This is a genomic window from Halorussus ruber (assembly GCF_004765785.1).
In the GTDB taxonomy this organism is placed as follows: domain Archaea; phylum Halobacteriota; class Halobacteria; order Halobacteriales; family Haladaptataceae; genus Halorussus; species Halorussus ruber.
Genome location: NZ_SBIT01000022.1, coordinates 1 through 20560, shown reverse-complemented (window position 1 = coordinate 20560; position 20560 = coordinate 1). Strand labels below are relative to the sequence as shown.

Genomic DNA, 20560 nt, shown 5'->3' with positions numbered 1-20560 from the left:
CATACGGTATCGAGTGTTGCAACTCTCTGCACTGATCCGAACACACACATTCGGATCCAGGCGCAAACTGGATTGCACGTACACTACGGTCGAAATCGAACCACCGACATTGGATGAGACCACGGTTCGAGTCCGTGGGTCGGCGTTAAGGCGGCCAGAGCGGCAGGGTGACACCCGTACCCATCCCGAACACGGAAGTTAAGCCTGCCTGCGTTTCGGCGAGTACTGGAGTGCGCGAGCCTCTGGGAAATCCGATTCGCCGCCTCCACTCATACAACCCCCATCGCCACACCCGGCGATGGGGGTTTCTTCATTTCGAACCAGTCCCACCCCGACCACCACGAGACAGTCTCGGCGACGACTGACCGAGGAGCGATGCGAACCCCCTCAACACAGTCATCAGCTGCGAGTACCGAGCGGGGAGCGACGGCGATAACCGCCGTAGACCGCTATATTTAAGCGCGACGAGCCTATAGCAGAAGATAGCGCCAAGGTGGCAGAGTCCGGCCGAACGCAGCGGCCTGCAGAGCCGCCTACCGCCGGTTCAAATCCGGCCCTTGGCTTCTTTCCGTATTCGACTGGTGAGCGGTGCGCGTCTTCGAGAAACGTCACCGAGCGCCCGATTCGATAAAATGTGCAATACGTCTCGTGCTCGAGCTTACTTATATTGAATTTAGTTTAATGTAAGTAATAATCTAGAAGCATGCTCGACCGATGGTCGCTCCTTCGGTGTCTTTCAGTTGCTGGTCTGACCGGCATCGCCGGGTGTGGCGGTGACATCGACCCCGGAACCGACAACCGCTGGGTCGGAAACGTGGCTTCTACGGACGGGGCCGCGTGGGACATCAGTTCCGCGACTCGCGTCCGGACGATGGCGAACCGGCCGAATCCCGCCGGGAAGGGCCTCGTCCTGACGAGTTCGAACGGAACCGAGTACGAGATTACGGTCGCCGACGACGGAACGCTGGAGACGTCTTCGCTCTGAGACGCCTCTTTTCAGGGCTGCCGCGCTTCCAACACCGGAATCTCAGCGATTCGCTCGTCGGACAGTTCGTCCCAGAATACGCCCGCCGGGCGCTCGAACGCCGTCTGGGTCCGAATCGTCTCGGTCGGCGTCACCACGAGGTCCATCGGCACGTCGTGGGCCTCGACTTCGACCGCTTGCTCGACCACCTGCGCGTCGTGGACCGTCGTCGCAACCGGCGTCTCGTCGCCGACCAGTCCCAACTCTCGGAGGACCGCGTATTCGAGGTCGCTGTACCCTTCGCCCTTGCCGACCCTCGCTCCTTCGCTCGTGACCGCGACGCTTCCCGAGACCACGAGGTCGATGGCGGCCACTTCCTCGGGGCCGACTTGCCGGGCGTACTCCTCGACGTGCGAGATGGTCGGCGCGCTGTCGTACTCGCCCGGGGGAATCTCGTCGGGGTCGAGTTCGTAGAAGGGCTTCTCGTCTCGAAGCCGCGGGACCGCCATGTAGACGGTCTTGCCCTCGCGGAGCGCGCGCCGCCGGACCGGCAACTGGGGCGCGTCGGGATTCGCCTTGACAGCCTCGGCGGAGGCCCACTCCTCGGTCTCGGCCAACCGGTCGGCGGCGTCCGCCGCGCCCGCGAAGTTCGGGATGCGGTCGTGGGGCGGGAAGGGGAAGCGCGCGATGCCCTCGTCTTCGAGGCGGTCCCAGATTCGCTCGCGGAGGTCTTGTTTGGTCATGAATCGTATTCTGGAGTTATTTGTTCATCACATTTGTTAAGTAGCTAGTTGTGTTAAACAGACATGAATGGGAATCGAGTATCCTCCTAACTGGGATGATATTCGAAAGACTGCATACCTACGAGACGATTATACCTGCCAGAACTGTAAGTTGGAAGGTAGTCCTCACGGCGATACAAAACTTCACGCTCATCATGTCGTTCCCAAGAGTAGAGGTGGAACCCACGATTTAGAGAATTTGGTGACTCTATGCGAAGAATGTCACTTGGCAGTTCATAACTCTGGAAAGATGGCTCCGTCAGCAACAGCCAGAAAAGATTCTTCGATTACTATTTCTTATGATGAGTTCATAGAACTGCTTGGCCCGACACCAGAGGATGCAGACTTGGAGAAAGCAAACGAACTTGTCGACCGGATTTCAGAGGTTGTTGATGACGTCTGGAGATATACTCCTTCCCTCTTCCCTACAGAACCAGTTATTCCCAATCAAACGAGAGTAGGTGCGTTTTCCACTTATCGAGCGGAAAAACGGTACAAAGAATTGAGCGCAGAATGGAAAGAAGAGCTGCGATAGGTCGCTACTCAATCGAAACCACGTCCCCTTCTTCCGCGCTCTCGTACAGCGCGTCGATGACCGCCATGTTCCGGACCGCCTCGTCGGCGTCGGTCCGAGGAGCGTCGCCCGACTCGATGCACTCGGCGAAGTGTTCGACCTCCAGTCGGTACTGGTCGGTCGGCTCGAACGCCTCGACCGCGCGGCGGCCCTCGACCTCGTACTCCAGTTCGACGCCGCCCTCGCCGCGCGGGACGAACGCTTCGCGGGCCTCCAGCCAGCCGTCTTCGGCCTCCACGCGGTAGCACTGCGTGTCTGTGGTCTCGAACCCACAGGAGACCTCGGCAGTCGCCCCGCCCTCGTATTCGAGGAGACCCGCCAACTTCGTATCGACGCCGTGGTCGCCCGCGTCGTGGGTCGTCGCGTAGGCCCGGTCCGGTTCGCCCAGAAAGAGCCGCGCGGCGTTGACCGCGTAACAGCCCACGTCCATCAGGCTCCCGCCAGCGAGGTCGGGGTCGAGTCGGACGTTCTCGGGGTCGTCCATCGGGAACTGGAAGGTCGATTTCACCGAGCGAATCTCGCCCAGTTCCTCGTGGGCGATTTCGGCGGCGCGCTCGGTTCTGGGGTGGTAGCGATACATGAACGCCTCCATCAGCGTGACGCCGCGCTCGGTGCAGTAGTCGCCGAGTCCGCAGGCCTCCTCGGCGTCGACCGCGAGCGGTTTCTCGCAGAGGACGTGGAGTCCGGCGTCGGCGGCGCGTCTGGTCCACTCGGCGTGGAGTGCGTTCGGCAGGGGGTTGTACACGGCGTCGAGGTCCTCGTCCGCTAAAAGCTCGCCGTAGGTGCCGTACGCTCGCGGAATCCCGAACTCGTCGGCGAACTCCTCGGCGCGCTCGCCGTCGCGGGAGGCGACCGCGAGGAGTTCGTGGTCGGTGGCTTCGATTGCGGGGACGACGGCCGCGCGCCCGATGTTGGCGGTGCTGAGAATCCCGAAGTTCATGTCCCACACGTCGTGCGCCCGTCGGAAAATCACTTCGTCCGGTCGTCCCGAGTCCCGCTCGAACGCCCCCGTCCCCCTACCGGCAAAAAGCAATTATTAAACGGCACGCGTCGAAACGTTCCGAACATGCAACGACGAGCCGCGACGGTGTACGCCGTCCTCTTCCTCGTAATCGCCGCTGGGTCCTACTCGCTCATCGGTGTGGCCCAAGAGCCGGGCATCGACCTCCAAGGGGACACGTACGCCGAAAACGACACGCTGACCGTCAACGGCATGGAGTACACGGTCGCGTCGGTCGGCGACGGAGAGGGAACGCTGACGCGAGTCAACGAGTCGGCGCGCTACACCGCCACGCTGGCGAACAACTCGACGATTCAGCGAGACAACTCCACGTTCCGGGTCCTCATCCCCAACGAGTCCGACCCCGGACAGTTCACCCTCCGCCAGGAGTTCGACCTGAGCGAGAACGTCACCACGGTCACGCAGAACGAGACGGAATACGTCGTCGTGGACGACGGCGGTAACAAGTCGCTGGTGACCGTCGAGGAGTACAAGCGCCAGCAGTTCGGCGAACCCGCGACCGAGCAGGTCGCCGAGGGCGACAACTACCAGTTCGAGGGCAACCAGACCACGGTGAGCAACATCACGGCCGACGAGGCCACGCTCTCGTGGACCGCGCCGCGGACGCTCGAGACCTCGCTCTCGGAGGGCGGCAACGTGACGCTCGGTCCCGAGGGGAACAACCGGACGTTCCTCGCGCACTTCCCGAGCGGACAGGACGGCGTCGTCCAACTCTCGCCGAACCCCGGCGAGTACCAGTCGCAGGTCAACGCGCAGGATGACTTCAACGAGCGCATGGCGGGCCTGTGGGGCATCGTCATCCTGAGTGGCCTCACGGTCGCCCTGCTGTTGGGTCTGGCCTTCCTGCCGAACAAGTAACGCGGTTCCGCCGTTCCGCCGCTCCATTCAGTCGCTCCAATTTTCCGCGCCGCTTCGCGCCGTTACGTCGGGCTTTGTCCGTCGTCGCTCCGCACAAAACTAGCTATTTATTTTCGAAACAAACAGCTTCGATTCCTAAAGAAAGAGATACTCACTTCCGGGCGAGCCACGCCAGTCCCGCGCCGACCGCGATGGCGGCGATTGCGCCGAGCGCCTGTCCGACCATCAGGAGCGCGCCGCCGGACTTGTACGCCCACGGCGTCCCGACGACCGTCATGACGCCGATGAGGACCAGTAGCACGCCGACGCCGATTCCGAGCGGTTCGAGTCTGTCCGCAGTTGCGGTGGCCATGGTTCAGTTCTGCCCGTCCGGCGGGATAACTGTTGTTGAAGCGACCGAAGGCCGCCGACGAAAAGCGATTGCCTAGCTCCGCTTGCGCTGGCTGTCCAACTCGATGTCGGCCTGCTCCAGCAGGTCCTCGACTTCCTCGCGCTTTTCCTGATGCTCTTCGAGGAACTCCTGCATCAGTTGGGCGGCCTGCTCCTTGCAGTCGCCGCAGAGGCGCTCGCCGCCGACGCACTCGTCGTAGACCTCCTTGGCGAACTCGTCGTCGTCGCCCGTCAGCAGGTAGGCGTAGAGTTCGTAGACCGGACACTCGTCGGCCTTCCCGCCGAGTTCGCGCTGTTTCTCGGCGGTCTCCCGGCCGCCCGTGGTCGCGGCCTTCACCTTGTCGTAGCCGTCTTCGGGGTCGTCCAGCAGGCTGATGTGACTCGCCGGGACCGACGAGGACATCTTCCCGCCGGTCAGGCCGGTCATGAACCGGTGGTAGATAGAGGAGGGCGCGACGAAGCCGTAGCCGCCGTGGTCGAGTTCGACTTCGCGGGCCAACTGTTCGGCCTCCTCCCGCGAGAGGTCGAAGGAGTCGATGTGTTCCTCGAAGACGCGCTTCTCGCCCTCGACTGCCCCGATGAGCGCCTCGAAGGCCTCCTCGGTCGCGTTCCGGTCGAGGAACCGAACGCGGGGTCGGAGGGGTTCCTTGCCCGCTTCCCGCAATTTCGAGACCACGCTGTCGCGGGCGTCGTCGGGGGCCATCTCGTCGGCTATCCAGTCGGCGGCGTCCTCGCACCGGACCGGTTCGCCGTCGCCCGCTGCCTCGGCTTCGTCCGAGAGCGCGGCGTAGGCCGCCGCCAGCAACTCCCGTTCCTCCTCGTCGGCCTCGAAACTCGCGTAGGCCTTCGTGACGCCGAAGTAGCCCATCCGGGCCGCGAGGTCGCGCGCCAGCCTGACGTGGGGGTCCTGGTCGGGACCGACCGGGATGACCGTGGGCTTGGGTTCGTCCAACTGGGGATAGAGAATGTCGGCCATCTGGGTCACGACGCTCTGCATGTGCGAGACGCTGGTCTCGCCCGAGAAGCCGTAGATGTTCTCCAGTTCCGAGAAGTTCGCTTCCGACCCCAACTCGAAGGCCAAGTCCTGCACGTCGCGGTCGCCCGACTGCCGGTAGAGGGTGCCCTCCTCGGGGTCGAACCCGAGCGCCAGCAGCGAGAGCAGGTAGTCCCGCGCGTGGGTGTCGATTTCGTCCCACGTCATCCCGCGGGCGCTGTGGGCTTCGAGGTCCGCGATGAGCGCGTAGGCGTCGCCGCCCTGCTGTTGGTGCCAGATGATCTCGTCGAACACCAGCTTGTGCCCGATGTGGGGGTCGCCGGTCGGCATGAACCCCGAGAGCGCCGCGAAGGGTTCGCCGTTGACCATCGCGTCGGCCACCCGCCGATAGTCCCGATGACCGAAGATGACGCCCCGGCGCATCAGGTAGTGGGGGTCCGGCACTTCGGGAAGCACCTCGTCGAACTCCTCGATGCCGAACTCCTCGAACAGCTTCCGGTAGTCGGCGATAGTCGCCGACCCCCACGGGTCGAGCGCCACGTCGTCTGCGCCGTCTTCCGCGGCGGTCCCGCCGTCCGGAACCGCCCGCTCGGTGCTGTCCGCCTCGTCCTCGCGGTCGCTGGTGTCTCGTGTCATGGTCTCACTCGTGTCATGGCGTGAGTCGGCCCACGGAAATCCAATCGGTTATCTCTTCGTTGGGGCCTACGAGCGCAAAAATCATCCGCTTTCGGACCCCGTGCGCCAATCGCACGTCGAGCGCGAGGTCCCGCGGCGAGAAGACGTGGTCGGTCGGCAGCACCCGGACCAGACACTCCGAGTGGCCCAAGTCCTCGACCGACTCCACGTCGGCGTAGGTCCGGAAGTCGGACCCGAACTTGAATCCGGTCTTCGGGACGACCCCGCGTTCGCGGAGCGCCCGGTAGACCCGGAGTCGCCGGTCGAACCGCTGGCCCTCGACTGTCCGACCCCGCTCGCGGACCGCCGCCGCGTCGTCTTCGTCATCGACATCAGTACCGCCGTCCAACGAGAGGACGCCCTCGTCGGCGAGATAGGCCGCCTCGACCAGCGACAACTGGAGCGCGCTCGGTCGGTTCCGACCGCCGTCGCGCTCCGAGAGCGACTGACCGTAGAAGCCCCGCTGGTGCAGAATTTCCGGCGGGTCCCAGACCAGCACGCGGTCGTCCAGCAGGTCCGCCGGGACGCCCCGCGGGAGGTCGGTGCCGGAACTTCCCCGGAGGTCGGCCCGGTCGGTTTCGAGGTAGGTGATTTCGCTCTCCTCGTCCACGACCGCCAGCACCACGTCGCCCAACTGTTCGGCGGGCACGTCGGCGCGCTCGCCGACGACCCGGACCCGGTAGAGGACCGCGTCGTCCCACGGTCCCTTCCCCCGCGGGTAGACCACGAAGTCGGAGGTCGAGCGCGGCGCGTTCACCCAGCCGTCGCGGGCGGGAGAGAGGTAGAACCCCCGGTCGCGCAGGTCGGCGTAGACCAGAAACCGGGTGGTAATCTCGTCGCCCGCGTCGGCGAGGAACTCGCGGAAGCCCATTCCGCCGACCGAATCCAAGTCGCCCTTGAACAGCAGGTAGGCGGCCTCGACCCGCGACAGCGCGATCTCCTGTCCGCCGAGGGGCCTGCCGTAGCCGCTGGAGTCGTAGTAGCGCTGGCGGGCGTCGCCGCCGACCACCACCTCGTCGTCTCGCAGGCGTCCGTCCATGCCCGTCGTTCCGGTTCGGGGCGTCAAACGGCTTCCGGTTCGGCCTATCTCCCCGCCTCCGGCGTCGTCTCGTCCTCCGCGCAGTCCGAGTCGAGACAGCAAGTGTTGTCTCCTCTGGCGGTCGCCTGAACGCGGGGCAGGCCGCAGTCGCAGGTCCCGGCGACTTCCTCGCGGGGGAGCGCGAACGTCTCGTCGCAGTCGGGATGACTCTCGCACCGCAGAAACAGGGTGCGCTCGCGGACGACCCGCAGGTCGCCATCGCAGTCGGGACACGACCACTCGCGGTCGAATCGCTCGCGGACCGCGGCGTCCAAGCCCTCGCAGTCGCGGTCCACGCAAATCTCGAAGCGCGCTCCTCGGACGACTGCCATCCGGGGCAGGCCGCAGTCGCAGGTCGAGTCGGCCATCGCGGCGTCCCGCGGCAGGCCGTACTCGGCCCGGCAGTCGAGACAGGTGACTGCCCCGCGAGCGCGCACCAGACTCCCCTCGCAGTCGGGACAGGTGCCGACCGGCGTGCCCGCCGGGGTCGCGGCGTGGCTGGCGCGCGAGGAGTCGCCCTCGCTCTCGACCCGTAGCTGTTCGCCGTCGTCCACCGCGACGAGCGCGAACGCGCCCTCCTCGGTCTGTTCGAGGTGGACCGCGCTCGCTCGGGTGAGCCACGCGACCGGCTGGTAGCCCTCGGCGTCGTGGACGAGGACGGTGTCGTCGGGCTTGTGGACGACGACGACGCGGCCGCGCTGGGTGCGCAGTTCGCTGTTTCCGCTGTAGGTGACGGTACACTCTCCGGCGTAGACGCGAACGGGTCGAGTCACGGCGAGGGTTCGTCCCGTTTTCGGACTTAAACTCTGGTGTGGCCGAGAATCGGGGATTCCTTTGGAAATATCTATATTGCCTAAAACATTAAAAACATTTTTGAAGGGGTTGTAATTGTTGCTCGTAACTGACTAACCCGTCGTCGTTCCACCCGTCTCGGTCGTCGTCTCACCCCTCCCGGTCGTGGTTTCACCGCCCGCGGTCGTCGTCTCTTGGGCACCTGCGACGCTGGCAGTCGCCAGCGCGGCCGCGACGCCCGTCAGTACGGTTCTGCGACTCGTACGCGATGAACCGTCCGTCATGCTTCGCCCGAACGACGACCACGACCGGAATAAACCGAGACTGTCGTTCACGCGAACAACTGTCCGGTTCGCGTCGGCAACGCGGATTACCGCCCGGCAATGCTCCATCGGCGCGAGAAACGACCGATTGCGTCGGGGCGAGACCCGACGCAGAAATTCGGGTCGAGTCGCCGGAGGGACTATTTCGATTCGTCTCCTCGTTTCGTCTGTGCAATCGAAGGCTGTGCTGTTCGACATGGACGGCGTCATCGTGAACTCCGAACGCTACTGGGTCGAAATCGAGGAGGAAGAGATTCTCCCCTCGGCGGTCGAGGGGTCGGCCGACACCTCCGAGACGACCGGGATGAACTTTCGGGAAATCTACGACTACCTCGAAGAGCGCAACGAGATGACCGCCAGCAAGGACGAGTTCGTGAAACGGTACGAGGAGGCCGCCCGCGACATCTACGGCGAGAAGGTGGACTTGCAGGAGGGGTTCCGGGACCTCGTGACCGAGCTGCGCGAATCGGGCCGGACCGTCGCGCTGGTCTCGTCGTCGCCCCACGACTGGATAAATCGGATGCTCGACCGGTTCGACCTCCGCGAGGCGTTCGACCGAGTCGTCAGCGCCGAGGAGATAGACGGTAAGGGCAAGCCCGAACCCGACGTGTACGAGTACGCCGCCGAGCAGGTCGGGGTCGCCCCGGAGGAGTGCGTCGCGGTCGAGGACTCCGCGAACGGCGTCGAGTCGGCCAAGCGCGCCGGGATGCAGGCGGTGGGCTTCCGAAACGAGTCCGACGACGAACTGGACCTCTCGGCGGCCGACGCGGTGGCCGAATCGCCCGAGGAACTGCGGACGATTCTGCTGGAGTAGTCGGGTCGTCGGCACGCCGCCCAGTGTGCTTCAGCGAGACAGCAGTGTTTCGGCTGTGACTTTTGCTTCGCTTTAACGTGGACAGTCGCCCCAATTCTCTAAATCCATAATTAAAGGAAATTATATAAAACATAAGTTCATTCCTGCGTCTGTGATGGTGTCGGAACAGCAGAATGTGATACGATGAGGGGAAAAGTGTCTGCTATTCGTAATACTCTCGACTTCAAAATCGTCGCCGTGATTCTGGTCTGCAGTCTCGCTCCGCTCGGGGCGACGACGTACGTCTCGCTGTCGCAGGCCGACGAGACCTTGGACCACAAGTCCTCGGCCCGGCAGGCGGCGGAAGTCGAGAGCGTCGCACAGAACGCCAAGACGCGCTCGCAGTTCTACAAGAAGCAGGTGCGTCTCGTCAGGCAACATCCCGCGGTCCGGGAACTGGTCCGCAAGCGGTACGAAAACGAGTCGCTCGGCGACGCCGCGAAATCCTACGAGCGGGGGACCGCGTATCCGAAGCTCCTGGGCGAGGACCCGACGTACCAGCGAACCCAGTCGTACTTCGCACAGGTCGCGGCCGACAACCCGAGCATCGACATGATTCGGGTCTTCTGGCGGGACGGGAACGTCCTCTCGGGGTACAAACTCGGCGAGGAGGACGCGGGCGACTACAAAGGCGACAAGGGCTGGTTCGAGGATGTCGTCGAGCGCGAGACGGTCGGCTACGACGAGGTCTACGTCTCTGCTATCAACATCGCGCGGGCGACCGACTCGCCAGCGATTCGCTACGCGATGCCCATCGTCGTGGACGGCGAGCGCGTCGGTCTCGTCATCATCAACTACGAGGCGACCCAGATTACCGGTCCCGTCAGGGACATCCAACTCGGCGACACCGGCTACGGAATGTTAATCGACCCCGCGTATCAGAATGCCGAGGGCGAGACCGTCGGCGCGGCGTACGTGGCTAACGGCCATCACCCCGAACTGGAGTTCAACACCTCCGCCGCGGGCAATCTCGCTATCTCCGCCGACCAGCTCTCGGGCGACAACGGGAGTCTCACCTTCCGAGACGACGGTCGCAAGTGGCACGGCGAGTACCAGCGCGTCGAACTCGCCAGCGGCCGGGAGTACTACGCCGTCACCGCGGTCGCCTCGGCCGAGATGAACGCCGCCCAGCGCGCCATCAGACGCACGAGTCTCCTCATCGCTGGCGTCGCGGCGCTCCTCGTGGTCGGCGTCGGCGTCTTCATGTCGCGGCGCATCACCGGGCCGATAGACCGGGTCGCCGAGGACGCCGCCAAAGTCGCCGACGGCGACCTCGAACACGACATCCGGCGCTCGGAGTTCAGCGCCGAAATCGAGAAACTCACCGACTCTATCGCCACGATGAAACAGAACGTCGTCACCGCGCTCGACGACGCACAAGACGCCAAGGAACGAGCCGAAGACGCCAAAGAGCAGGCCGAGACCGAACGCGAGCGAGCCCGGGAGGCCAAACAGGAGGCCGAAGACGCCAAGCGCGAGGCAGAGGCCCTCTCGTCGGCAATCGAGTCGAAGGCCGACGACTACAGCGACGTGATGTCCGCCGCGGCCGACGGCGACCTCACTCGCCGGATGGACACCGAGAGTCGGAGCGAGGCGATGGCCGAAATCGGCGCGGCGTTCAACGAGATGATGGCGGACCTCGAATCGACCGTGGTCGAAATCCAGCAGTTCGCCGAGCGAGTCGACGCCGCGAGCGAGGAGGTCACGTCGAGCGCCGACGAGGTCGAGCGCACCAGCGAGGAGGTCAGCCAGTCGATACAGGACATCTCCGAGGGTGCCGCGCGCCAGAACGAGAACCTACAGGAGGTCTCGGGCGAGATGAACAGCCTCTCGGCCACCATCGAGGAAATCGCCTCCTCGGCCAGCGAGGTCGCGGACGTGTCCGAGAAGGCCGCCGACGTGGGCGAGACCGGGAGCGAACACGCCGCGGTCGCGCTGGAGGAGCTCGACCGCATCGAAGAGACCGCCGACGGCGCGATGGAGGAAGTCGAATCCTTGGACGACGAGATGGCCGCCATCGGCGAAATCGTCGGCCTCATCGACGACATCGCCGAGCAGACCAACCTGCTGGCGCTCAACGCCTCCATCGAGGCCGCCCGCGCTGGCGAGGCCGGAGAGGGCTTTGCGGTCGTGGCCGACGAAATCAAGACGCTGGCCGAGGAGACCGCCGACGCGACCGACGAAATCGAGGGCCTCATCGACACCGTCCAGTCTTCGACCCGAAACACGGTCGAGGACGTCGCCGAGATGCAGGACCGACTCTCGTCGGGGATGGACACCATCGAGTCGGCGCTCGACTCGCTGGACGAAGTGGTCGAGTACGTAGAGGAGGCCGACGACGGCATCCAGTCCATCAGCGACGCGACCGACGACCAGGCCGCCTCGACCGAGGAGGCGGTCGCCATGCTCGACGAGGTCGCCAACACCAGCGAGGAGACCACCGCCGAGGCCCAGAACGTCGCGGCGGCGTCCGAGCAGGCCGTCTCGGCCATCGCCACGGTCTCGGACAACTCGGCGACCCTCTCCGAGCAGGCCGAGGACCTCAAGGACCGACTCGACCAGTTCGAGGTCTCTCACGGCGCGGACGAAAGCTCCGGCAGCGGTGATGCCCCTGACGTCGAGGAGTCGGAGATGCAGTTCGGTCAGACGGCGGCGACCGACGACTGACCGCCGCTTCTTTCGTCGTCTTTGGGTTCGGTCCCGTAGTTGTTGACCTTAAGCCTTAAGGTGTAAGGGATTCAATTGTATCACACCGATAACGCCGTGAGAGGTCGATGACCTCGCAGAGGTGTGAAAAGCACCTCGTCCACGCCTGCTCAAACTGCACATTGAGGGGCGAGCGACGTGGGCTAGCGGGTGGGAGGCCAATCACGGGCCGGTTTTTCCGTCGTGCAACCGTCGTTCGACACCTACAAGTCCGAAGTCGGTAGCACACGACACGTCATCGAATTCATTTAACCAGTTGCGGCCTTCTAATAGATGCTCTCGTACTGCGCCGGCGAAACAGTCCGCCGTTTGGATGCCAGTAATCCTCCGCGAGTTGCCGGAATCTATGTCGGATTCAAAACGCTTCAATCGAAGACCGCCACGGCCCTCCCGACCTGTCCGCGACAATAGAGAAACGCCTTTGGGACCCCGACTCCGTGAGAAGAACGATGGAAGTCGCCGAGGTCGTTCCAGAGTTCGCCGAGGCGTTCCCGTTCGAGGAGTTCAACCGGATGCAGAGAGAGGTGCTGCCCGCCCTCCTCGAAAGCGAGGAGAACGTGGTGGCGAGCGCGCCGACCGCGAGCGGGAAGACCGCGCTCGCGGAACTCGCCATCTGCCGGACGCTCGAAGCGGGCGGGACCGCGCTGTTCATCGCGCCGATGCGTGCGCTGACCAACGAGAAGGAGAGCGAGTGGGAGCGCTTCGAGGAGTTGGGATACTCGGTCTACGTCGTCACCGGCGAGCGCGACCTGAACCCCCGGCGGGCAGAGCGCGCCGACATCCTCGTGATGACGCCCGAGAAGACCGACTCCGCGACGCGAAAGCACGACTCGCGGCGCTACGCATTCATCCGCGAGGTGGACTGCTGCGTCATCGACGAGGTCCACCTCCTCGACTCGGAGAAGCGCGGGAGCGTCCTCGAAGTCACGGTCTCGCGCCTCCGGCGTCTCTCTGACCCCCGCGTGGTCGCGCTCTCGGCGACGATGCCGAACGTCTCCGACGTGGCCGACTGGCTCGACGCGCCCCCGGACAACACCTTCGAGTTCGGCGACGACTACCGCCCGGTGGAACTCAACTCGGGCGTCAAGACCTACACCCACGGCGACAACTCCTTCGCGGACAAGTACCGGCGACTCTACCGCGCGTTGGACCTCGCCGAACCCCACATCCGCGAGGACGGACAGGCCCTCGTGTTCGTCTCCTCGCGCCAAGACACCGTGCAGGCCGCCAAGAAGGCCCGCGACGAACTCGCCGAGCGCGACGTGCCGGTCGGCGCGCGCGGCGATTACGACTTCCACAACGAGGCCAGCGACCTCCAGAACGACACCCTCCGGAAGTCGGTGCTGGACGGGGTGGCCTTCCACCACGCCGGCCTCTCGAAGAGCGACAAGGACAACGTCGAGGAGTGGTTCAAGCAGGGTAAAATCGAACTCCTCTTCTCGACCTCGACCCTCGCGTGGGGCGTCAACCTGCCCGCCAGATGCGTCGTGTTGCGTGACACCAAGCTCCACGACCCCTTGGAGGGCGAGGTCGATATGAGTCCCCTCGACATCCTCCAGATGCTCGGTCGGGCCGGGCGTCCCGAGTACGACGACGTGGGCTACGGCTGGGTGGTCTGCGACCACTCGGAGGCCGACAAGTACCGCAAACTCCTCCGGGAGGGCAAGGAAATCGAGTCTCGACTGGCCGAGGACCTCGATGCGCACCTCAACGCCGAGATTGCGATGGGGACCATCCGGGACCTCGGGGACGTCATCGACTGGCTCGAAACCACCTTCTACTACGTCCGGGCCAAGTCGAATCCCGACGCCTACGGACTGGACGACCTGCAGGCCGACCTCCGGACGCGAGTCCGAGAGGCGCTCGAACGACTCGACTACCGGGGCTTCGTGGACATCGGCGACGACCTCAGTATTTCGGCCACGCCGCTGGGCCGACTCGCCTCGAAGTTCTACCTCCGACTCGACACCGCCGAGCAGTTCCACGACCTCGCCGACCGAGAGGTAATCGTGGCCGAGGACGTGCTTCGGACGGTCGCCGACGCCGCCGAGTTCGACAGCGTGAGCGCCCGCCAGTCGGAGCGCGAGGCCGTCGATTCGGTGCTGGTCGGTCAAGAGGCCGGGGACCTCGAACCCGGCGCGCGCAAGATTCTCGCCATCCTGCGCTCGACCATGAGCGGTTCGACGCCCGCGGAACTCCGGAGCGACTCGTGGGTCATCACTCAGAACGCGCTCCGACTCCTGGCGGCGCTCCGGGCTTTTCTCGAACGATTCGACCGACCGCGGGCCGCCAACCTCGCCCGCCGCGTCGAGGCCCGCATCGAACACGGCGTCAGCCACGACGCGGTCGGCCTCACCGCAATCGACGGCGTGGGGTCGGGCCGGGCGAGCAAGTTGGCGAAAGAGGACATCGCCACCCCGGAGGCGGTCCGCGAGGCAGGTGAGACGGGACTCGTGGACGCGGGCCTCTCTGCGGGCGTCGCCGAGCGCGTCCTGAAGAGCGCCCGGAAACTCCCGCGGGTCTCGGTCAGTTGGGGCGACTTCCCCGACTCGATTGCGAAGGGCGAAAACGACATGCGGGAAGTGACCGTGAAAAACTCGGGGCAGGGCGCGCAGGCCGCGATTCGCGTGACGGTCAACGGCGTCGAGATGACCGAGACGACCACCTACCTCGACGGCGAGGAGACCGTCCCGGTGGGCGTCTTCGGCGGCACCGACGACGAGATGGAGTTCGTCGTGGAAGTCGCGTTCGCGGACCTGCCGCTCCTCCCGGCGACCGACTCGCGGACCGTGCAGGTCGAATAGCCAGTTAGTGTCGGTCCATCTTCCTTCACTTCAGATTCGTTCTCATGCAGGTCGCGCTGTCCGGACAGAGGTCGCTGAACTCGGCGCTCGCCCGAATCGAGTCGGGAACCTGCTCGCGCTCGACGCGCTCGAAGCCGAGGTCGGCGAAGAACTCCTCGGCGGTCGTCGTCAGGAGAAAGACCTCACCGAGGTCGGCGGCCCGCGCTCTGTCGAGCAGTTGCTCGCAGATGGCGGTGCCGTAGCCCGCGCCGCGGGCGGACTCCTCGACCGCGACCGACCGGAGCAGTCCCGCTGGGTCCTCGGTTTCTGCCTCGCTCGCAACTTCCTCCTTGTCCGCAACTTCCTCCTCGTCCCCTACTTCCAGACCGCCGACGCCGACGCGCTCGCCGTCGGCGGATTCGCAGACGAACAGGGCGGTAGGCGACGAATCGGGGTCCGAGCCAGCGGGTGAATCGAGACGCGAGGTCGGTTCGGAACCGAGACTCGAGAAGTCGAGGTCCGCGGTCGGCAGGTCGTTCTCGGCGAGCAACTCCTCGGCGTAGGCCCGGTCGGAGGGTTTCAGGGGGCGGAGTTCGACGCTCGGCATGCCAATCGCTTCGTCGCGGGGCGTTCTAAACGCTACGCTGAGACTGTTCAGTTCGCACTCGTGGAGGGCACTCAGTCGGCGCTCGTGGCGGCGTTCTCGGCGGCGCGCTTCAGCATGCCGTCGTTGGTAGAGTAGTAGTAGTAGAGGCCCGCGCCGGCCGCGCCGACGACGTTGGAAATCGTGACCGCCCAGAACACCGCATCGACGCCGTAGCCCAACCACATCCCGCCGACGGCGGCGACGGGGAGGCGAATCGCCCAGTACTTCAACAGTCCGGCGACCATGCTGACCTTGGTCCGGCCCGCGCCGTTGAATCCGGCGTCGAAGACGTACATCGCGCCGAGACCCCAGTAGCCGACGACGAGAATCTGGAGGTACTCGACCGCGAGTCTGGTCCCCTCGGCGGTCATGTCGGGGATGAACACCTCGACCAGCAGCTCGGGCGCGAGTCCTTGGACGAGGCCGACGAGCGTCAACCCGACCGCCGCGATGGCCGCGCCTATCCACGTCGTCTGCCGAGCGCGGGCCGGGTTGCCCGCGCCGAGGTTCTGGCCGACGATGCTCTGGGCCGCGCCCGAGAGGCCCTGCGCCGGAATGAAGACGAGGCTAGCGATGCGCGCCCCGAGGGTGTAGGCCGCGAGGGCAGGTGCGCCGCCGACCGCCGAGACGAGCGAGATGATGAGGACGCGAGCGGACTGGCTGGCCGCGGTCTGCGCGCCGGTCGGGATACCGATGTCGAGGATTTCGCGGTACTCCTTCACGTCGAAGCCGATCGCCTCGCGGGTGAGCGTGAACCCGTCGCGGCCCTTCACGAACAGCGCGAGCGCGAGCAGGAACCCGGCGACGTAGCCGATTGCGGTGGCCAGCGCGGCTCCTCGGACGCCCATGTGGTCGAACGGTCCCCATCCGAGGATGAGGAACGGGTCGAGGACGACGTTGACGACGACCGCGGTGACGTTGATGTACATCGCGGCCCGCGAGTCGCCCCACCCGACGAACCCGCCTTCGATTGCGTCGCTCATCATCGAGGCCGGGAGTCCGAGCATGTACGTTCCGAGGTACGTCGCCGCGAGCGCCGTCACGCCCTCGCTCATCAACACGACCTCGACGATGGTTTCGGCTCCGAGGAAGACGACCGCTCCGAGGACGGTTCCGCCGACGAGTGCGAGGGTCAGCGCGTGGAAAGTCGCCCGGCGTACGCCTTCGAGGTCGTCAGCTCCGGCGCGCTGGGAGACGACGACCTGCGTCCCGGTGAACAGCACCATGACGGCGCTGTAGATGAGCGCGATGACGGGAAAGTTGAGTCCGACGGCCGCGACCTCCTCGCCGCCCAGTTGCCCGACCCAGAAGGTGTCGATTATCTGCTGGGCGGCCTGGACGAGGTTTTGGACGACTAGCGGGGCTGCGAGGACGAGCAGAGAACGAACCAGCGAACCGTCGGTAATCTGTTCCCGCGAGACGTCTACCATATTTATATCGTTGGCAGGAGTAATAAAATATCGCTAGTCGACATAAAATTTCCGATGCGTCGTCGTAACGAGGTCCGAACTCCCATGGTAAATGGTAGCGACTTTACCATTCTTGCGGCCCGGGGGAATAAATACTTACCTCTCTTCAGTTAGTACGTATTCATGCTCGGAGCGGAACGTCGGGCCGTCGCAACCCGCGCACCGGACCTCGCGGCCCTCACGCCCGGTCGGACTGGCAACTTGAGCGTCCGCCGCGACGACCACTTCGCGGTCACGCCGACGGGGGTGGCCTACGACCGCATCGTCGCCGACGAGGTGCCGGTGGTGTCGCTCGACGGCGACCGCGTCGCGGGACCGACCGCGCCGTCGAGCGAGACGCCGATGCACACCGCGGTCTATCGGGAGTTCGACGCGGGCGCAATCGTCCACACCCACTCGCCGTGGGCCTCGACGCTGGCGATTCTGCACGAACCGATTCCGCCGGTCCACTACATGCTCGCGCTCGCCGGGACGACGGTCCCGGTCGCCGACTACGCCACCTACGGCACCGAGGAGCTAGCGAAAAACGCGGTCTCGGCGATGGAGGAGGCCGACGCGAGCGCCTGTCTGCTGGCCAACCACGGCCTGCTTGCGACCGGCGAGGACGCCGACGCCGCGCTCGAAACCGCCGTCAACGTCGAGTACACGGCCCAAATCTACTGTCAGGCCACGGCTATCGGGAGCCCGGTGCAACTCAGCGCCACGGAGATGAACGAGGTGGCCGAGAAGTTCGAGGGGTACGGGCAGGACGAGGACTGACCCGTCCGAAATCGGACGCTCGACGTATCTTTTCACTCCTCGGCGCGCGCTGGAGGCACCACTCTCCGGTGCGCGCTGGAGCGACGCTCGTGTCGCTCCAGCTCCGCGCGAGGGATGACTGAGCGACCGCAGGGAGCGAAGGAAGAGGCTGGGGAGGCGTGAGGCCCGCGCTCGGTGGCCCTTTCCACCGGCGAACACCCGCTGGAACAGTCACCGTTGGGTGGATAAAGGGGCCGCCCGGTCGCGGGCCGATAGGCCCGTGGTCGTCTGAGCAGGCCACTATTCGGCGCGCGGGCGGTGCGGAGAGCGCGCCGAATATCCGGCTCAGCGACCGCGACCGGGCGGGGGCTTTCGAAGACAAAATCACGCTTACCCTTTGAGCGGTTGCTGTCTGAGAAGTTGCGCCAAGCAAGAGGTCGATGCTTGCTGAAAACCCGAATCCGCCTGTAACGCTTAGGACTCGGTGTTCGTGTTCTCGGTGTCAGTATCCGTGTAATCCGTCGTCGTGTCCGTCGCGGTCGTCGCGTCGCGCTTGCGGCGCTCCCGCTTCGCTCGCCGACTCGCACGGCCCATCTTGTAACCGGTGAACAGCAGGTAGACGCCTGCCACGCCGACGAGGACGTAGATGAGGTACTCGACGGTCTGGGCCGGACCGGGCCGGAAGATGGGTTCGAGAATCACGTCGATGACGTTGACCGGGTCGCCCGTGAGGCCGGTGACGCCCAGCAGGCCCCACGTGACCGCGCCGATGGCGGTGAGGATGATGGCGATCCAGTCGAAGACGTTGGTGTTCATGAATTAGGGTAGGCGTTTGAGACGTTTTGTTATTGTGGCCTTATCACCGTCGGGTGGGTGACGGGGACTGGTTTCGGTCCGTTCCGTTGGGTTTCGGAGAGTCAAACCCGGAGAAGAGAGGCATCAAAACAATTGCTTAATATTTGTAGAGATTGCTTAGCGTGCGACGCGACGGCCGAGGACGAACACGAACAGCGCCACGGAGCGTGCGGGAGACGAGCAACCGCTACCGCCAGTCGTGTTCTTCCCACCCTTCGTAGTGCTTGAGTCGAGATTCGATTACGAACGGTCGCCAACCACACCTGTAGTAGAGATAGTCCGCTAAGTCTCCGAACCGACTGCTGTCTATCATCATGCCGCGCTGTCGGTTGTGCCGGACGAACGGTTGCTGTTTCAGTTCATCGAACGCCGTCTTGGCCTCGCCGTCCATCTTTACTGCCGCTCTGCTCACGACTTCTTCCTTCGGTAGTGGAGTCCCGTACTCGTGGTCGGCGATCAGTACCTGCATGACCGCACACCTCGCTTCCTGCGTCGCCATGTGTCCCTTTCACCTATTTCGACTCACTGCGAGATTAAAAGGGTCGGATACGCTACCGCGCCAAATTCTATTTGCGCTACCGCAAAACATTATAGGGAGCGGGTCGTTCATCGAGACGAACGATGCCGCCCACAGACGAGTCGGGGTCCGAACAGACCGACATGAAGCAACTGCGACGGGAGGACCCGAGCGCGTGGTTGGAACTGACCGACAACCAGACGCTACCGCTGATAATCGACGCCCTGCTCGATTCCCCGCCCGGCCGCGAGTTCAACAAGAAGGAACTCGGCGACCACGCTGGCGTCAGCCGTGAGTCCGTCCGGAAATACGTCGATACGCTCCTCCGGTTCAACATCGTCGAGGAGGTCGCTGGCACGAATCCGCGCCGATACAGGTTGAACGACGCGGGGAAAGTCACGCGAGTCCTGTTCGAACTCCAGAGCGCCCTGAACGCCGAAGGAGCGACGGAAACGCGAGAACAGTCCGACCGGGTGATAGAGAGCGAGGAGTGAGGACGCACGAGAGCGTCTGGGTTCCAGCTTTAGCGTGCAACGCGGCGGCCGAGGACGAACACGAACAACGCCACGAGGAGCGCCCCCGCAAGCGACTCCACCCCGGCGAGTGCCTTCGCTGTCGGACCAACCGGGTGGTAGTCGCCGTAGCCGAGGGTCGTGAACGTGACCGTGCTGAAATAGAGGCTTCGGGCAAAGAGCAGGGCCACGTCCCAAGCCGAGGGGTCCGAAAGCGACCAGATGTTGTGGGTCCCCTCGGCGTTTGCGAGGCCACCGAGGAGAGGATACAACACCGTGCCAGCGCCGATGGTGATACCCGACCACTTGGCGACCTGCCAGAGGTTTTCGCCGTGTTCTGTCAGGTGGTAGTTCGCGGTGTGGACGCCCCACTTGAACCACTCGCCGTTTTTCCGGTATTCTTGGCGTTTGGCCTCCTCCTTTCGGATGTGGTACTCGCGGGCTTTCTCGGACATGGCGTTCTCCTCGTGGAGGTCTTGGAGACGGCGGTAGACCCACGCCGCGGCCTCGAATCTGGAAGTGTCTTCGTAGTTCTCGCCGAGGTCGGTGTCGGGGTCCTCGTAGGCGGATTTGTCGCCGAAATCGGTATTGCTGTTGATTCGGGTGTCCGAGAAGAGGGTCTGGTAGAGGCGGGTATTTTTGAGGCTGGCGTCACGAAGTTCGGTTCCGTCGAAGGTGGCGTCTTCGAGGTTTGCGCCGTCGAAGGTTGCTCCTCGGGCGTTAGAATTAGTGAAGTTTGTTTTCTGGAACTCTCCATTATTGAAATCTGATCCGGAAATATCAGTTTGTCCAAATTGGCTATTTTGGGCCTTCACATCAGAAAAATCTCCGCGCTGGAACACAGAATTACTCAGATTTATGTTTGCAATCTCAGCTTCTCGAAACGTAATGTATCTTATCCGGTTATGGGTGGTCGTGTTTAGTTAAGAGTGAAGGATGAGGCGGGAGTGATTTTGTGCTGATTCATGGCCAAAATCACCCGCCTCAGCGGTTGTAGTGACTGGATTGACTTGGAGTTTGTGGAGCGTGA

20 protein-coding genes, 1 tRNA gene and 1 rRNA gene are annotated in these 20560 nt (G+C 64.3%); 10 read left to right on the top strand and 12 right to left on the bottom strand.

Annotation, left to right across the window (positions count from 1 at the left end; genetic code table 11):
- Positions 1 to 146: 146 nt before the first annotated feature.
- The 3 genes from rrf (at position 147) to EPL01_RS20890 (ending at position 985) form a co-directional block, all read left to right on the top strand.
- Positions 147 to 268, top strand: a 5S ribosomal RNA gene (rrf, locus tag EPL01_RS20900).
- 219 nt (positions 269 to 487) lie between these two features.
- A tRNA-Cys gene (locus EPL01_RS20895) sits at positions 488 to 563 on the top strand.
- A 140-nt stretch (positions 564 to 703) separates the two neighbouring features.
- Positions 704 to 985, top strand: a complete 282-nt coding sequence (locus EPL01_RS20890) for a hypothetical protein (RefSeq protein WP_135827224.1) — start codon at positions 704 to 706, stop codon at positions 983 to 985.
- An 11-nt stretch (positions 986 to 996) separates the two neighbouring features.
- Here EPL01_RS20890 and EPL01_RS20885 read toward each other — a convergent pair whose 3' ends face one another.
- Positions 997 to 1707: a 5-formyltetrahydrofolate cyclo-ligase gene (locus EPL01_RS20885; protein ID WP_135827223.1), complete on the bottom strand. Its 711-nt coding sequence runs from the start codon at positions 1705 to 1707 to the stop codon at positions 997 to 999.
- A 67-nt stretch (positions 1708 to 1774) separates the two neighbouring features.
- On the opposite strand from EPL01_RS20885, the gene EPL01_RS20880 reads away from it, so the two are divergent.
- Entirely contained in the window at positions 1775 to 2281 is a 507-nt protein-coding gene (locus EPL01_RS20880; RefSeq protein WP_135827222.1) for an HNH endonuclease, read from the top strand.
- A gap of 4 nt (positions 2282 to 2285) precedes the next feature.
- Here EPL01_RS20880 and EPL01_RS20875 read toward each other — a convergent pair whose 3' ends face one another.
- Complete coding sequence (locus tag EPL01_RS20875; protein ID WP_135827221.1) at positions 2286 to 3260, bottom strand: Gfo/Idh/MocA family protein; 975 nt, start codon at positions 3258 to 3260, stop codon at positions 2286 to 2288.
- A 126-nt stretch (positions 3261 to 3386) separates the two neighbouring features.
- Between EPL01_RS20875 and EPL01_RS20870 the strand changes: the two genes are divergently transcribed.
- Positions 3387 to 4199: a hypothetical protein gene (locus EPL01_RS20870; RefSeq protein WP_135827220.1), complete on the top strand. Its 813-nt coding sequence runs from the start codon at positions 3387 to 3389 to the stop codon at positions 4197 to 4199.
- Between the two features lie 151 nt (positions 4200 to 4350).
- Here the strand turns inward: EPL01_RS20870 and EPL01_RS20865 are convergent, their stop codons facing one another.
- From EPL01_RS20865 to EPL01_RS21900, 5 genes are all read right to left on the bottom strand, one after another.
- Entirely contained in the window at positions 4351 to 4551 is a 201-nt protein-coding gene (locus EPL01_RS20865) for a DUF8123 family protein (protein ID WP_135827219.1), read from the bottom strand.
- 72 nt (positions 4552 to 4623) lie between these two features.
- Positions 4624 to 6219, bottom strand: coding sequence for a tryptophan--tRNA ligase (locus tag EPL01_RS20860; protein WP_135827218.1), 1596 nt, complete (start codon positions 6217 to 6219; stop codon positions 4624 to 4626).
- Between the two features lie 13 nt (positions 6220 to 6232).
- Complete coding sequence (gene endA, locus EPL01_RS20855) at positions 6233 to 7297, bottom strand: tRNA-intron lyase (RefSeq protein WP_135827217.1); 1065 nt, start codon at positions 7295 to 7297, stop codon at positions 6233 to 6235.
- Between the two features lie 44 nt (positions 7298 to 7341).
- Positions 7342 to 8109, bottom strand: coding sequence for an endonuclease NucS domain-containing protein (locus EPL01_RS20850; RefSeq protein ID WP_135827216.1), 768 nt, complete (start codon positions 8107 to 8109; stop codon positions 7342 to 7344).
- A gap of 132 nt (positions 8110 to 8241) precedes the next feature.
- Positions 8242 to 8412, bottom strand: coding sequence for a hypothetical protein (locus EPL01_RS21900; protein WP_168215973.1), 171 nt, complete (start codon positions 8410 to 8412; stop codon positions 8242 to 8244).
- Positions 8413 to 8620: 208 nt separating this feature from the next.
- Between EPL01_RS21900 and EPL01_RS20845 the strand changes: the two genes are divergently transcribed.
- The 3 genes from EPL01_RS20845 (at position 8621) to EPL01_RS20835 (ending at position 14814) form a co-directional block, all read left to right on the top strand.
- Positions 8621 to 9265, top strand: coding sequence for an HAD family hydrolase (locus EPL01_RS20845; protein WP_246045825.1), 645 nt, complete (start codon positions 8621 to 8623; stop codon positions 9263 to 9265).
- A gap of 195 nt (positions 9266 to 9460) precedes the next feature.
- The gene (locus tag EPL01_RS20840) at positions 9461 to 11971 is read left to right on the top strand and encodes a methyl-accepting chemotaxis protein (RefSeq protein ID WP_168215972.1); all 2511 of its coding nucleotides are present in this window, start codon (positions 9461 to 9463) and stop codon (positions 11969 to 11971) included.
- A gap of 488 nt (positions 11972 to 12459) precedes the next feature.
- On the top strand, positions 12460 to 14814 hold the full coding sequence (locus EPL01_RS20835) for a DEAD/DEAH box helicase (protein ID WP_135827213.1): 2355 nt from the start codon (positions 12460 to 12462) through the stop codon (positions 14812 to 14814).
- 25 nt (positions 14815 to 14839) lie between these two features.
- Here the strand turns inward: EPL01_RS20835 and EPL01_RS20830 are convergent, their stop codons facing one another.
- Positions 14840 to 15400: a GNAT family N-acetyltransferase gene (locus EPL01_RS20830; RefSeq protein ID WP_135827212.1), complete on the bottom strand. Its 561-nt coding sequence runs from the start codon at positions 15398 to 15400 to the stop codon at positions 14840 to 14842.
- A 71-nt stretch (positions 15401 to 15471) separates the two neighbouring features.
- On the bottom strand, positions 15472 to 16869 hold the full coding sequence (locus EPL01_RS20825) for an MATE family efflux transporter (protein WP_135827211.1): 1398 nt from the start codon (positions 16867 to 16869) through the stop codon (positions 15472 to 15474).
- Positions 16870 to 17031: 162 nt separating this feature from the next.
- Between EPL01_RS20825 and EPL01_RS20820 the strand changes: the two genes are divergently transcribed.
- Positions 17032 to 17667 carry a ribulose-1-phosphate aldolase gene (locus tag EPL01_RS20820; RefSeq protein WP_135827210.1) on the top strand — a complete coding sequence of 212 codons (636 nt, stop codon included), beginning with the start codon at positions 17032 to 17034 and terminating at the stop codon, positions 17665 to 17667.
- A gap of 453 nt (positions 17668 to 18120) precedes the next feature.
- On the opposite strand, the gene EPL01_RS20815 is transcribed toward EPL01_RS20820, so the two are convergent.
- Together EPL01_RS20815 and EPL01_RS20810 are read right to left on the bottom strand one after the other, a co-directional pair.
- A complete protein-coding gene (locus tag EPL01_RS20815) occupies positions 18121 to 18462 on the bottom strand; it encodes a DUF378 domain-containing protein (RefSeq protein WP_135827209.1) in 342 nt (113 codons plus the stop codon).
- A 226-nt stretch (positions 18463 to 18688) separates the two neighbouring features.
- Entirely contained in the window at positions 18689 to 18970 is a 282-nt protein-coding gene (locus EPL01_RS20810; protein WP_210424217.1) for a hypothetical protein, read from the bottom strand.
- Positions 18971 to 19122: 152 nt separating this feature from the next.
- On the opposite strand from EPL01_RS20810, the gene EPL01_RS20805 reads away from it, so the two are divergent.
- Positions 19123 to 19512 carry a response regulator gene (locus EPL01_RS20805; RefSeq protein WP_135827208.1) on the top strand — a complete coding sequence of 130 codons (390 nt, stop codon included), beginning with the start codon at positions 19123 to 19125 and terminating at the stop codon, positions 19510 to 19512.
- Positions 19513 to 19541: 29 nt separating this feature from the next.
- Here the strand turns inward: EPL01_RS20805 and EPL01_RS20800 are convergent, their stop codons facing one another.
- Positions 19542 to 20384, bottom strand: a complete 843-nt coding sequence (locus EPL01_RS20800; RefSeq protein ID WP_281275394.1) for an ion channel — start codon at positions 20382 to 20384, stop codon at positions 19542 to 19544.
- Positions 20385 to 20560: the final 176 nt, after the last annotated feature.